The sequence below is a fragment of the Pseudomonas sp. LAMO17WK12:I5 genome (assembly GCF_900215165.1).
Taxonomy (GTDB): Bacteria; Pseudomonadota; Gammaproteobacteria; order Pseudomonadales; family Pseudomonadaceae; genus Aquipseudomonas; species Aquipseudomonas putida_A.
This window is the reverse complement of sequence record NZ_OBDS01000004.1, coordinates 402,722-416,641: the sequence shown is the minus strand read 5'-3', so window position 1 is coordinate 416,641 and position 13,920 is coordinate 402,722. Positions and strand designations below refer to the sequence as shown.

Here is a 13,920-nt window from a genome sequence, read left to right as displayed (position 1 = left end):
CAGGATGAAACAGTCCGTTACTTTGCTCATTTTTTGAGCACCAGTGCCGCCAGTTGTCCACAGGCTTCGGACAATTCCAGCGCCTCGGTGTCGATTTGCCACTCGGCTGCCAATGGCGCTTCGTAAGGACTGTCCACGCCCGTAAAGTGCTTGATCCGGCCTTCCCGTACGGCCTGATACAGACCTTTCGGATCGCGACGGGCGCAGACTTCCAACGAAGTGCTGACGTGCACTTCAATGAATTCATCCTGGGCAAACAGCCTGCGCGCGGCGTCGCGTTCGGCGCGGAACGGCGAAATGGCCGCAACGATCACAATCAGCCCGGCGTCGACCATCAACCGCGCCACCTCGGCCATACGCCGGATGTTTTCCCGGCGGCAGAGATCGCTCATGCCCAGGTCGCGGCACAGGCCATTGCGCACATTGTCGCCATCGAGCAAAAAGGTGTGCAGACCCGACGCATGCAGGTGCAGTTCGAGGGCATTGGCCAGGGTTGACTTGCCGGCGCCGGAAAATCCGGTCAACCACAGGCAGCGTGGGTGTTGTGCCTTGAGCGCTGCCCGGGCCAGGTGCGAGAGCGCCAGACCGTAAGGCCGAATGGCGAGCTTCTGTAGCGGCAGTGACAGGGACTCATTCATACCCGAGCAACTCGTAATCACGCTGATAAACCCGACGTACCAGACGCCGGGTGCGCACCGAACAGAACTCGCGCGCCGGCATCGATTGCCGTTCCCGCGAGCCGTTGACGTGAGGCAACTCGCCAGTCAGCCCCAACTGTTCGCAAACCAGACGAAAATCCCGCGTCAGGTGTTCCTGATAACCGATGAAGTCCAGCGCCAGATGCCCCAGCGAGTCCGTCAGAAAGTCGGTCTGGGCGGCAAAGTGCAATTGCCGGGCAATCGTTTCCGGATGCAGCCAGCGCGCGACAAAAGCGTCGAAATCCCGGTACTGCCGCACCAACCGTTGCGCCATATGGTCACGCGCGCTCAACTCGTTGCCACGCAAAAAGGCGTAGGCCGAATAGGCGCGTTCCAGCGGGTCGCGAACAAAAGCGAACTTGAAGGCGTGGGCGAACTGCTCGGGAAACTGCTCTTCATACCAATACAGCGGCAAGTGCCCGGGTCGCCAGCCGTCGAACAGCGCCGTGCAAACGCTGCTGCCGGCGCATTTCGGAACATGGATAAACAGGCAGGAGCGCTGCTGGAAGGCCTGAGGAAACGTCAGGTTGGCCGACATCGACTTGTTCACCACCTGCCGATCGACCACCGACAGGCGCCCGAGCAGAAAGGCCCGCTGCGGCTTGGGCAGCAGTTTCCAGAGATAGCGTTGCAGCATGAAAGCACCCGCGCGACGGGGATGGCCCCCTCGATGGAAGTCAGAGTTCGTTGAGGAACCTTAACAAGCGCGGTGCCCGGATTTATTCCGGTTTGGTCAAGAAGGGTAAAGGTCTGGATACAAACGACTGTGGGAGCGAGCCTGCTCGCGATAGCGCATGAACATTCGACACGGACGTCGTCTGTTGCAGCACTTTCGCGAGCAGGCTCGCTCCCACAGGACAGGGCCTGGAATCAGGCGATATCTTCGGCCGGGGCATCGAGGCCCATGGCGTTGAGGCGCGCGTAGTAACCATTTTGCGCCAGCAACTGTTCGTGGGTGCCGCGCTCGACGATGCGCCCCTGATCCATGACCAGAATCAGGTCGGCCTTCTCGATGGTCGACAGACGGTGAGCGATTACCAGCGTGGTACGCCCCTTCATCACCTGATCCAGTGCCGCCTGAATGTGCCGTTCGGACTCGGTGTCGAGTGCCGAGGTGGCCTCGTCGAGAATCAGCAGCGGCGCGTTCTTCAGCAACGCACGGGCAATCGCCAGACGCTGGCGCTGGCCACCGGAAAGCAAGACGCCGTTCTCGCCGACCTGAGTGTCCAGGCCTTGCGGCAACTGCGAAATGAAGTCCATCGCGTAGGCATCACGCGCGGCTTTTTCAATGTCTTCACGCGGCGCACCGGCCAGATCGCCATAAGCGATGTTGTTGGCCACGGTGTCGCTGAACAGAGTGACGTGCTGAGTCACCTGAGCGATGTGACGACGCAGGTTGAGCAGTTTGTACTGTTCGACTTCCACATCGTCGATGAGGATTTCGCCCTTGTCGTGGTGATAGAAACGCGGAATCAGGTTGGCCAGCGTCGACTTGCCGCTGCCCGAACGCCCGACCAGTGCGACCATCTGCCCTGGCTGGACCGAGAAACTGATGTCGTCCAGCACCTGGCGTTCGGTGCCAGGGTAGGTGAAGCTGAGGTTGCGCACGTCCAGACGGCCACTCACCGCATCGCGCTCGACGGTGCCGGTATCGACTTCCGGCTCGACATCCAGTTGCTCGAAAATGCTCTCGGCACCGGCCACGCCTTTCTGAATGGTCGAGCTGACTTCGGACAATTGACGGATCGGCTTGGGCAGCAGGCCCGCCAGCGTGATGTAGGCGACCATGTCACCGGCCGAGGCGTCACCGCGCAGGTACAGCACCAGGAACATCAGCACGGCCATGGCGGTGTAGATCACCAGTTGCAGCATCGGCGTATAGATCGCACCCGTGCGAGTCATGCGCAGTTGCTTGTCGGTGTTGCCCTGGCTGGCATCGAGGAAGCGCTTTTCTTCATAGGCCTCGCCGCCGAAGCTGCGAACCACGCGATAACCCTGGATGGTTTCCGAGGCCACATGCGTGACATCGCCCATCGCCAGCTGGATCTTCTTGCTCTGCTTGCGGAATTTCTTGCTGGCGGTGCGCACCATTACGGCGATCAGCGGCAGGATCGCCACCATCACCAGGGTCAGCTTCCAGTTCATGAACAACAGCGAGGCAAACAGGAAGATCACCGTCATGCCTTCACGGATTACGACCTTGATCGCATCTGTTGCCGCCCCCGTGACCATCGTCACGTTGAAGGTGATACGCGAAATCAGATGACCGGAGTTATGCTTGTCGAAATAGCGGTTAGGCAGCACCAACAGGTTGTTGAACAACTGCACACGCAAGTCATGCACCAGCCCGAGAGAAACCTTGGCCAGGAAATAGTTGCCCAGATAGGAGCCCAGCCCCTGCCACGCGGCGATCAGGATGATCAACAGCGGCACGGCCTGCAGCAGCTGCAGGTCACGCAGATAGGGCACGGAGGGAAACAGCACCGCTTCAGGGTTGGACAGGCCATCGACAAAGTACTTGAGGATGTAGCCAAGCATCGGTTGCGTCGAGGCGAAAATCAGAAAGCCGACGATGCTGATCAGGAACAGACTGATGTACGGCCGGACATAGCCGAGCAGGCGGAAGTAGATTTTCAAGCTCGATGGGCTTGCGGCGGGACTGGAATCGGTCATATCACGCGAAAGTCGATAAAAAGGACGCTGACTTTAGCACAGCTTCTTCAGGGTTCTGGCAATCGGCGAAAGGCTGTTATTGTTATGCACCTCTTCTGCATCAAATAGCCATCACTCGAATGGTCGATCAACCTCAGGAATGAATCTCACAGCATGCAACTTCGCGGCTTCAGCAGTACGTCCAATCGGATTTTCGATTTCATTAGCCTGTGGATTCTTCCCACCGGTTATTTCCTGCTCCTGTGCGCGCTGTTCTTTTTGCCGGGTCGAAGTCTGCATCACAAGTTGTTCTATGGCCTGTTCAGCATTCCGACACTGATCGCGCTGTGCCTGCGCCCGCGCGAACTCAAGGAGCTGCTGCGCGAGCCGATTTTCATCGCGGCCCTGCTGTTCGCCGCCTGGGCGTTGCTCAGCCTCGCCTGGGGGCCGGGCGGGGAGCCGCTCGGCGGAATGTTCAAGCCGCCACTGCATACCTTGCTGCTGTTTGCCGGCTGCTACCTGCTGGTGCGCTACCGCAGCGACATCCTGCAACCCTTGCTGTTCGGCGCCGCGTTGGTCGCGCTGATTGCCACGACCATTTTCCTGTTCATGTTCGCCCGGGTTTATGAGCCGGGCATGCGCCTGATCGGCGGTGGTGCCTTCGATAACCCGTTGCTCAGCTCGCACCTGTTCGGCTTCTTCAGTGCCTACTGGCTGAGCGTGACCATGACCTGCAAACGTCGCCAGATGATGTGGCTCAGCTTGCCGGCGATGGCAATCATGTTCATGGCCGTGATCGGCACCGGTTCCCGGACGCCGTTGGTGGCACTGACCATGGCGGCGCTGTGGCTGTGTTTCATCTGCTGGAACAAGCGCTCGGTGGGGTTACTGATCGCGCTTGTCCTGAGCGGCGTAGCAGTCATTACGCAGTTTTCGCAGATGATCACCGAACGTGGCGACTCCTATCGTCTGGAAATCTGGCAGAAGGTACTGCACATGATTGCCGATCATCCATGGATCGGTCATGGCTACAGCGCCAGCCTTGCCGTAGACCCCGGTAACGGCATCAGCTTTCAGGAGCCGCACAGCTTTATCCTGGGTGTGCTGTATTACGTCGGCATCATCGGCTTGCTGCCCTGGTTGTTCTTCCTGCTGTGGGGCCTGCTGAGCAGTTGGCGCCAGCGTGTGCAGCCACTGCTGATCATTGCCTCGACCTGGCTGGTATTCGGTATCGGCGCCGGACTGACCGAAGGCGGCGGGATCATTTCGCGGCCCAAGGAACACTGGTTCCTGTTGTGGATCCCGCTGGCACTGATCGCGGCGCTGAGCATCAATCAACGCGCGCGGCGCCTGTTGACCCAGCCGGTGCAAAAGCTTGCGACCGCTGACCTGGAGCACATGAGCAGCACGGCCCAGATCATTGAAGAAGATGGCCTCGGCCCGAAAGTCCTGCGCCTGACCGACGGCAGTTTCCTCAAGCTGTTCCGCCGTCGCCGCTGGTACACCTCCGGCAGCTTCAATCCCTACTCCGAACGTTTCGCGGTCAACAGCGAACAACTGCGTCAGATGGGCATCCCGACCCCGCAAATATTGAACCTGTACCGTCTCGACGATGGCAGCAGCGCTGTGCATTACGCGCCGTTGCCGGGGCACACGCTGCGTCAGGTGCTGCAGAGCATTACCGCTCCGGCGGTGCGCCAGGCGCTGGTAGAGCGCTTTGGCAAATTCATGGCGCAACTGCACGAGAAAGGCGTTTATTTCCGCTCGCTGCACCTGGGCAACGTACTGGTACTGGAAGACGGCGAGTTCGGCTTGATCGATCTGGCCGACCTGCGCATCTACCCTACCCCGCTCAGTCTTTCCCTGCGCCAACGCAATTTGCGTCATATGCAACGTTACACTGTCGACAAACGCTGGCTGTTCGAGGATCACCTCGATGCGTTGCTCCAGGGGTACGCCATGACGGCGTCTAAATCCGCGGTTGAAAATCTGCACAGGCAAGTGCTGGCCGGCAACACCCCGGCTCGGGTTCATTGATGATCGAAACCAATCCGCTTATCGCGCTGGCAGCCTATCTGCTGGCCATCGTCACTTCCGCCCTGCTGTTGCGCGCGGTGCCGAAAATCGCTCGGCACCTGCAGCATTCCGGCGAAAGTCGATATGCCAGCATCGACGGCCTGCGTGGCTATCTGGCGTTTGGTGTGTTCGTGCACCACTCGATCATCACTTGGATTTTCCTGCGCACCGGGGTGATCGATTTTCCGCCGAGCAACTTCTATTCGATGCTGGGTCAAGGCAGCGTCGCGCTGTTCTTCATGATCACCGGTTTTCTGTTCTGGAGCCGCCTGCTCGCGCAGGGACGCAACCACGACTGGCTGGCGTTCGGCGTGTCACGGGTATTTCGCCTGTATCCGCTTTATCTGCCACTGATGCTGCTGGTGTTCGTCTCGATCTTCCACTTGCAGGGCTGGCAAATGAAGGAGCCTGGCCTGGAGCTGTTCAAACAGATCCTCGCCTGGCTGACGTTCGACCGCCCGGACATCAACCAGTACCGCCACTCCGGCATGCTGATATCCAACGTCACCTGGACGCTGGCCTATGAGGTTTTTTTCTACATGGCGCTGCCATTGGCCGGGCTGGTGTTCATCTACCGCGGCAGCTGGTTGCAGGTGGTACTGTGCCTGATCGGCATCTACACGCTGTACCAGGTCATCGGCTGGGAACATTCGCTGAAGAAACACTTTCTGGCGAGCTTCCTCGGTGGCATCGCCGCCGCCTACTGGATTCGCCGACCGGCGCTCGTGGCATGGAGCCAGTCACGCCTGGCAAGCATCATCGCCGTGCTCGCGCTGGTTATTGCGTTCACCGCGTTCAGTCGTGCATTCAAGACTGCACCGCTGTTTTTGCTGGGGTTGTTTTTCGTGATCGTGGCGTCCGGCAATAATCTGTTCGGCGCGCTGAAACCACGCAGCATTCGCTGGCTCGGCGAAATCAGCTACAGCACCTATCTGCTGCACGGGTTCGTACTATGGCTGATGGTGCAACGGCTGCCGCTGCTGCTGAATATCGATGCGCGGGAAACGGCGGTGTACCTGCCCCTGGTGGCCGTCTGCACCTGCTTGCTGATTCTGATCAGCAGCGTGACGTTCCTCTATATCGAGCAGCCGGGCATGGCTGCCGGCAAGAAGGTTGTGCATTGGCTGCGCCAGCGTCAGAAGGGCGAAAAGCGCCTGCCGGAGAAGGTCGCCCGCTGAGCGCGAGCGACCGCTGCCTCAGTCCTTTTCCAGCGGGGAAAAGAGTAAACGCCCCAGTCCGCGCCAGGTCTTCTTGTTCCAGGCCTTGAACGGGATCTGCGCCAGCAACTCCCTTGCCAGTTTGCGATTACGGTTGGCGGTCTTGAGGAACATCGAGTTCAGCGCCTTGAAGCGCACTTCGTCGTACAGCGGATGATCGCTGAACAGCGCATAGGTGCGCAGGATGTTCTCGATCATGAAGCGATGATTCTTGTACGAGTTGGTGGCGTGCTTGCGGTAGCGCGCCATCACCACGTTCAAACCGTCGATGAAGTAGCCAGCCCGGGTCACCTTGAGCTCAATGTACAGGTCTTCAAGACGAATCGTCGGATCGAACCCTCCCACCTTTTCCAGCGCCTCACGACGGATCATCAACGTCGGTGCCGGTGGATACGGCTTGCGTTCAAGAAACATGTCGTCGAAATCGAGGCGACGAAACGGCACGTCGCGGCGCTGACGTTTCTCTGGATACAGGCTGCCGTCGGCGTGCATCAGCTCGATATTGCCGGCACAGATCCCGACTTCAGGCTTGCCGTCCATGTACGCCACCTGGGTGGCAATACGTTCGGGGTACATGATGTCGTCGGAGCCGAATGGCACAATCAGGCTGCCCTTCGAACGGGCGATAGCGCCGTTGAGGGTATTGGTCAGGCCCTGATTCTGCTGCACACGGAAATCGAAACCGTACTGCGCCTGCAACGCGCTGATGCGCTCGACGCTGTCGTCCTTCGAACCGTCGTCGACCACCAGCAACTCGATGTTCTTGTAGCTCTGGTTGAGGACACTGAGGATGCTTTCCTCGATGTACGGGCCGTGGTTGTACGAGGCGATGATCACGGTGACGAGGGCGTTGGCTTCGCTCATGACTCTTTCTTCGCTCACGGCTGTTCCTTGCGGGCCTGCTCCAGGCCTGAGTCGATCAGGTCCAGGTATTCCTGACGGAACACCTCGATGTCGTGCTGTTCCTGCAGATAACGGTAGGCCTGTTCGCCCTTGGCCTTGAGCTCGTCGTCCGACAGCGCCAGATAGTTATCCAGCGCGGCGACCAGGCTCGGCACGTCCTTGGGCACGATCGCCAGACCGCCGGCACCTTCGATCAACGGCAACATCGCCGGCACGTTCGAAGCGATTACCGGCAAATGGCCGCTCATGCCTTCGAGCAACGCCAGGCCCAAGCCTTCAGCCAGCGACGGCATGGTCCAGATGTCGAACGCACGCACATATTGCAGAGCGTTTTCCTTGAAGCCCAACAGGTGCGCGCGACCGCTCAGGCCCAACTGTTCGATCTCGGCCGCCAGCGGCGCTTGCAGGCGCCCGGCACCGATGATTGCCAGTTGGGTGTTCGGGTATTTGTCTTTCAGCGCGGCAAAGGCTTGCAGCAGATAGGTGTGGCCCTTGACCGACACCAGCCGCCCCAGTGCGCCAATCAAGCGCACATTCGGGTCGAGGCCCAACAGCTCGCGAGCTTTTTCGCGGCTGTGCTGCAGGCCCTCGGCCTGCACGATGTCTATGGCATTGGTGATGGCGTAGGTGTTCTGGTCGGTAAAGCCGCAATCGCAATCGAGCAGGTACTGTTTGACCGCGGGTGACACGCCAACGAAGCGCCAGTGCCGATCGATCAGACGCTGGGTCTGGCGTCGTCGGTAAAAGCGGTCGTATTCACCGAAACCGTGGGAGATGCCAATGCACAGCGGCACCTTCAACCAGCGGTTGAGCGCCAGCATCATGTTCACCGGTTTGAAGCGGTTGCAGATCACCACGTCGAACTTTTCCCGGCGGCAGAACTTGTACAACTGCCACATCGCCCGCAGGCGCATGCCCTTGAGCGACTTGTCGGAAAACTCGAAGTACACCGAATGGTCGGCCCGGCTCACCGGCTCGCCCGGCCCCGGTTTGCCGCGCAGGAAAGCCGCGGTGATCTCATAGCGATCGCTCGGCAGCGCCTTGACGATCTGCTCGGCGAGGTCGGCAAAGTCATGGGCTTTGACGTTGTAGTCGGGTTGCAGCTGCAACACCTTGAACCGTTGACTCATGACTCTCCCCGCTGGACGCCTGTCTCACCGTGCCTCAGTAGCCAGAACAACTCCTGGCGCCTGACTGCTTTTCGAAAAAATTCGTTTTCGCCGTACACCGACCCAGCCCGCCCGGCGAGCACACGCTGGATAACCCGGCGCAGGCGACGCTTGAACGGTGCCGGCGGCTGCAGGTCATGCATCATGCCCAGCGCCATGGCCTTGTCCCGTTGCAGCTCGATGGACAGTGGCAGGCATAGCGGCTGCATCGGCACCGCCGAATCGAAGGCCGGCGGCAAGGCAATGCCCTGCCCGGTGTTGCCCATCGGCCAGCGGTCGTTGTCGTGCAAGTGGTTGGCGTAACCGAGCAGCGTCGGCTGCCAGTCGAGACCCTGGAGCGCCTGCAAAACAGCTTGCTGGGCGCAGATATGGTCAGGGTGCGGATCGAGAGTCGGGTGCGGCAGCACGATCACCTCTGGACGGGCGCGCAGCAGCACTTCACGCAGGTCGGCCAGCAGGTTGTTCCAGGTCGGCGCGCCGTCGGCATCGCCTGGCAGGGTGAACGGATTCAACTGACGAAACAGGCGCGTGTCGCTCAGGTCGGCTTCGCGCGAGCCCACCGCCTGATTCGGCGCGGCCTGCATCGCCGCCAGTTGCAGGCAAAAGTAACCGAGTTGCACGCAGTGTTCCTGCGGCACACCGGCCCAACGCGGCACGGCGAGGCTGTCCCAGGCACGCAGACGGCCCTTGAGCCGCGCGGCCTCGACCTTGCTCATGCCCATCTGTTGATAGTATTCGGCTTCGATCTCACCCGCGGTCAGGGTGACGATCCAGGCTTCATCGGCCTGACTGTACAAGCCATAGGCAGCCAACTCGGCATCGTCGGCGTGCGGGGCGATCACCATCACCCGCTGACGGCGATAGTCTGGTTGCTCCAGCGCCCACAGCACCGGCTCGCCAAAGACCCGGCAAAAGCGCCCGCGCAAGCGCAACTGACCTTGCGCCAAGGCTTGCGCCTGACCGCTCAGATTCAGATAACGCAGGCCATTGACCCCGCGCTCGAAGGTTTGCGAATCGGGATTCGTCCCGCCGAGCAATTCGACGCGCGGATCAAAGAAACGTCCGAGCCAGTTGCTTTTCACTCGCACCGCGAGGATCAACGTCGCTTCGTCGACCAGCATCACACCTTCATCCAGGCGCAATTGCTCGCCGCTCAAATGCACCTTCGGCTGCGGTGTAAACGGCGGAAAGCTGTACTGATAATCGTCTTTCGGCGAATAGAACAGGTGATCGGCAAACCACGCTTCATGGGCGACCCAGCCAACCACCGCGAGCACCAGCGGCAACCACCACGCGACCAGCACACCGAGCGCGATCAACACGCTCAGGGCGATCAGCAAGGTAATGCGTTTATTGCGACGATGACGCTTGAGCAGTTGCTGTTTGCGGCTCATGGGCTGACTCATACGGTGAACACCGGCACAGGATTGCACCAGCGATCCTTGTATTCACGGTCGGCGCGACCGAAGGAAAACCGCAGCGGCTTGTTCAGGGCGCGCGCGTGTTCCCAGGCACTTTGCGTATTGAGGAAGCTCAACACGCTGCCGGGGCTGAACTCGCGGGTTTCGGGGTCGACGCCGCCGTTGATGTACTCGACGCTGATCCACTCCGGCGCTTCGACGCGGTACACCAGTTGAATGGCGATCGGCGCATCATTGAGGTAGATCACCGAACCAATCAGCAGTTCGCGCAGCAGCTCGATGACTTCGGCCATGCGCGCCGCGCCGGTGGCCGGGAAGCCCCAGCGGCGCTGGAACAGATCACAGTAGATCGCCGCCAGTTCGGCACTGGAGAACTCGGCAACCGGACGCACCACGCCACCCGCCTCCTCCAGCAGGCGCAGTTCGCGGCGCTGGTTGTAGCGGAACTTCTTCGACAGTTCTTCGGGGGTGCGGGCCATGGCCAGTTGTTCGGTCTGCAACTTGAGGCCGCTGAAGCGGTTTTCGTTGAGCACCGACAGATAGCGTGCGCGATGGCGCAACGGTGCCTGGGCATCGACGGCGGCCGGCAGGATCAGCTCGGCATTGCCGAGGTCGAACAGGCCTTTCTTGCCGTTGCGCTTAAGCACGTCCTTGGACAGGGCCAGGTCGCGGCCCCAGGTCGGGATTGCCGCTTTGACTTCACCGTCCTGCTCCCACGCCAGATAGCGCACCGGGATGCCGGCCAGATCAGCCAGACGCTCGACTACCAAAGGATGCGTCGCGACGCTGCCGCCAAAACGCTGCCAGGCGCTGGCATAGGTGGAGGCGTCAACGGGCGACCAGCCACGTTCGCGCCAGCCTTGAAATCGGTTGAGCATCAGCCCCTCGGTGCCAGATCGGTAACTTGCGGCAGACGCCAGAAGGTGTCGCGCACCGCACGGTCGGAGAAACGCTCACGCAGGCGATCGAGCATCAGCTCGGCGCACTGCCGGCGTTGCTGATCATCCATACCGGCCAAATGTTGCAGGCCTTGTGCAAGGTGTTCGGCATCGCCCAGCGGGAACAGAATCCCCACACCTTCGACCACTTCCTTGGCCCCGCCACAGGCCGTGGCGAGCAACGGCACGCCAGCGGCCATGGCTTCGAGCAGCACCATGCCGAACGGTTCGTGATCGGAGCTCAGGGCAAACACATCGAAGGCGCGGAAGTAATTGCGCGCGTCCGGCACCTGGCCGAGAAACAGCACCCGGTCACCGATGCCCAGTTCGCGCGCCAGCTCCTTGAGATCCTGTTCCAGACGGCCCTTGCCGAGAATCACCAGCTGACTGTTGCCCGGCAGACCGGGTAACGCCGCGGCAAAACCGTGCAGCAAGGTGGCCTGATCCTTGTCCGGGTGCAGCCGTCCGACGTTGCCGACAATGAACGCATCCGCCGCCAGACCCAGGGTCTCGCGGGCCTCGCGGGCCGACACCTGACTGGCCTGCAAGGCCGGCACATCGATGCGGTTGTACAAGGTCTGGATGCGAGTGGACGGCCATTTCGGCAGGCAGCGCCGCATGTCGTCGCGTACCGCGTCGGACACACCGAGCAGGCTCAGACGCTTGCGGAAAATATGCGCGAACAGCTTGCGCGTGCCACGTTTGTAATCGTCAAACGCATGGTGCACGCCAATCACCGGCAGCGACGTGCCGAGCAAGGCGATGTAGATCGGTTTGAAGCGATGGGCGATGCAGAAACTGAAATTGCGTGAAGCGGCGATCTTGCGCAGATCACCGATGGCGCCCAGCTTCAGGCCACGAATGGCCTTGGAGCTGTATTCCATGAACAACACTTCATCGGAAGCACACGCTGCGGCCACCTCGCTATCGGCGGCCCCGGTCAGAAAGACCGTGGTCACCCGATAACCGGTGCCCGCGAACAGGCTGGCGTACTGCCGTGCGCAGTCGAGGAACGGCCCGTCATAGCCGTGACAGAACTGCAGCACATGGCGTTCAGCCGAGCGAGTCATAAGCGTTTGCGCCCTCTTTGACCACCAGAATGTCTTCCATGATCAGGTACTGCAGATCGGAGCCGAAGAACATGTTCAGGGCGTCGGTCGGCGAGCAGATCATCGGTTCACCACGACGGTTCAGCGAGGTGTTCAGCGACACGCCGTTGCCGGTGAGGTTTTCCAGTGCCTTCATCATGTCGTAGTAGCGCGGGTTGTATTCGCGCTTCAGGACCTGGGCCCGGGAAGTGCCGTCTTCGTGAACGACTTCCGGCACGCGGGTCTTCCACTCCTCCGCCACTTCGAAGGTGAAGGTCATGAACGGCGCCGGGTGATCGATCTTGATCATCTGCGGTGCCACGGTGTCGAGCATCGACGGGCAGAAAGGCCTCCAGCGCTCGCGGAACTTGATCTGGTGGTTGATGCGGTCAGCCACACCGGCCACGCTCGGGCAACCGATGATCGAACGACCACCGAGCGCACGCGGACCGAATTCCATGCGGCCCTGGAACCAGGCCACCGGGTTACCATCGACCATGATTTTGGCGATCTGCTCCGGCATGTTGTCGAGCTTGCGCCAGGTCGGCTTGTTCTCGTGACGGGCGCACGCGGCGATCACGTCTTCGTTGCTGTACGACGGGCCGAGGTAGACGTGTTCCATCTTCTCGACCGGCACGCCACGGGCGTGGGACACATAGGCCGCTGCGCCGACCGCGGTGCCAGCATCGCCGGACGCAGGCTGGACGAACAGTTCCTTGATGTCATCGCGGGCGATGATTTTCTGGTTCAGCTTGACGTTCAACGCGCAGCCACCGGCGAAGGCCAGCTTGCCGGTTTCCTTGAGCACGTCGCCCAGGTAGTAGTCGATCATCTGCAACGCCAGTTTCTCGAACAGCGCTTGCATGCTCGCGGCGTAGTGGATGTACGGCTCGTCGGCGATGTCGCCCTCACGCTTCGGACCCAACCACTCGATCAGCTTCGGCGAGAAGTAGAAGCCTTTGCCCTTCTCTTTGTAGCGACGCAGGCCGATCACGTTGGCGTAGTCGGTGTTGATCACCAGTTCGCCGTTCTCGAACGAGGCCAGACGCGAGAAGTCATATTTGCTGGCGTCGCCGTACGGCGCCATGCCCATGACCTTGAACTCGCCGTCGAGCATCTCGAAACCGAGGAACTCGGTGATCGCGCCGTACAAGCCGCCGAGGGAGTCCGGATCGAAGAATTCCTTGATCTTGTGGATCTTGCCGTTTTCGCCATAACCGAAGAAGGTCGTGGCGTACTCGCCTTTGCCGTCGATGCCGAGGATCGCGGTTTTCTCTTTGAAACCCGAGCAGTGGTAGGCGCTGGAGGCGTGAGCGAGGTGGTGCTCGACCGGCTCGATCTTGATCTTCTTCGGATCAAAACCCAGTTGCTCCAGGCACCAGACGATCTTGTTGCGATAGCGCTTGTAGCGACGGTTGCCCATCAGGATCGCATCGAGGGCGCGATCCGGCGCGTACCAGTAGCGCTTGGCGTAGTGCCAGCGGGCCTTGCCGAACAGGCTGATCGGGGCGAACGGAATCGCCACCACGTCAACGTCGGACGGCTTGATACCGGCCTGTTCCAGGCAGAACTTCGCCGATTCGTAGGGCATGCGGTTCTTTGCATGCTTATCGCGGACGAAGCGCTCTTCTTCAGCCGCCGCCACCAGCTTGCCGTCGATGTACAAGGCGGCTGAAGGGTCATGGCTAAGGGCGCCGGACAGGCCAAGAATCGTCAATGCCACAGGGTCTAGCCTCTTTAGTCTGCATTCAGGCGCGA

Annotated in this window: 11 protein-coding genes; 2 read left to right on the top strand and 9 right to left on the bottom strand. The window is 60.6% G+C overall.

Annotated features, from left to right (window positions below; translation table 11 throughout):
• Window positions 1-26: 26 nt before the first annotated feature.
• From cysC to msbA, 3 genes are all read right to left on the bottom strand, one after another.
• Window positions 27-638 carry an adenylyl-sulfate kinase gene (gene cysC / locus CRO59_RS09625; protein ID WP_097087086.1) on the bottom strand — a complete coding sequence of 204 codons (612 nt, stop codon included), beginning with the start codon at window positions 636-638 and terminating at the stop codon, window positions 27-29.
• The gene (locus CRO59_RS09620) at window positions 631-1,335 is read right to left on the bottom strand and encodes a sulfotransferase family 2 domain-containing protein (protein WP_097087084.1); all 705 of its coding nucleotides are present in this window, start codon (window positions 1,333-1,335) and stop codon (window positions 631-633) included. The genes cysC and CRO59_RS09620 overlap by 8 nt, the downstream gene beginning before the upstream one ends.
• Window positions 1,336-1,568: 233 nt before the next feature.
• Window positions 1,569-3,371, bottom strand: a complete 1,803-nt coding sequence (msbA, locus tag CRO59_RS09615; RefSeq protein WP_097087082.1) for a lipid A export permease/ATP-binding protein MsbA — start codon at window positions 3,369-3,371, stop codon at window positions 1,569-1,571.
• Window positions 3,372-3,524: 153 nt separating this feature from the next.
• On the opposite strand from msbA, the gene CRO59_RS09610 reads away from it, so the two are divergent.
• Together CRO59_RS09610 and CRO59_RS09605 are read left to right on the top strand one after the other, a co-directional pair.
• Window positions 3,525-5,387 carry a bifunctional O-antigen ligase/aminoglycoside phosphotransferase family protein gene (locus CRO59_RS09610; RefSeq protein WP_097087081.1) on the top strand — a complete coding sequence of 621 codons (1,863 nt, stop codon included), beginning with the start codon at window positions 3,525-3,527 and terminating at the stop codon, window positions 5,385-5,387.
• Window positions 5,387-6,604: an acyltransferase gene (locus CRO59_RS09605; RefSeq protein ID WP_097087079.1), complete on the top strand. Its 1,218-nt coding sequence runs from the start codon at window positions 5,387-5,389 to the stop codon at window positions 6,602-6,604. Before CRO59_RS09610 ends, CRO59_RS09605 begins: the two co-directional genes overlap by 1 nt.
• Before the next feature lie 18 nt (window positions 6,605-6,622).
• On the opposite strand, the gene CRO59_RS09600 is transcribed toward CRO59_RS09605, so the two are convergent.
• The 6 genes from CRO59_RS09600 to CRO59_RS09575 are packed head-to-tail and all read right to left on the bottom strand — an operon-like array spanning window position 6,623 to window position 13,885.
• Window positions 6,623-7,507 (bottom strand): glycosyltransferase, encoded by an 885-nt coding sequence (locus CRO59_RS09600; protein ID WP_027611376.1) that lies wholly within the window; start codon window positions 7,505-7,507, stop codon window positions 6,623-6,625.
• Between the two features lie 14 nt (window positions 7,508-7,521).
• Window positions 7,522-8,676 carry a glycosyltransferase family 4 protein gene (locus CRO59_RS09595; protein ID WP_097087077.1) on the bottom strand — a complete coding sequence of 385 codons (1,155 nt, stop codon included), beginning with the start codon at window positions 8,674-8,676 and terminating at the stop codon, window positions 7,522-7,524.
• Window positions 8,673-10,109 (bottom strand): PIG-L deacetylase family protein, encoded by a 1,437-nt coding sequence (locus CRO59_RS09590; RefSeq protein WP_097087076.1) that lies wholly within the window; start codon window positions 10,107-10,109, stop codon window positions 8,673-8,675. Before CRO59_RS09590 ends, CRO59_RS09595 begins: the two co-directional genes overlap by 4 nt.
• Window positions 10,110-10,117: 8 nt before the next feature.
• Window positions 10,118-11,014: an antimicrobial resistance protein Mig-14 gene (locus CRO59_RS09585; protein WP_097087074.1), complete on the bottom strand. Its 897-nt coding sequence runs from the start codon at window positions 11,012-11,014 to the stop codon at window positions 10,118-10,120.
• Complete coding sequence (locus tag CRO59_RS09580) at window positions 11,014-12,144, bottom strand: glycosyltransferase (RefSeq protein ID WP_027611372.1); 1,131 nt, start codon at window positions 12,142-12,144, stop codon at window positions 11,014-11,016. The genes CRO59_RS09585 and CRO59_RS09580 overlap by 1 nt, the downstream gene beginning before the upstream one ends.
• Window positions 12,128-13,885: a carbamoyltransferase gene (locus CRO59_RS09575; RefSeq protein WP_007967355.1), complete on the bottom strand. Its 1,758-nt coding sequence runs from the start codon at window positions 13,883-13,885 to the stop codon at window positions 12,128-12,130. Before CRO59_RS09575 ends, CRO59_RS09580 begins: the two co-directional genes overlap by 17 nt.
• Between the last annotated feature and the right edge of the window lie 35 nt (window positions 13,886-13,920).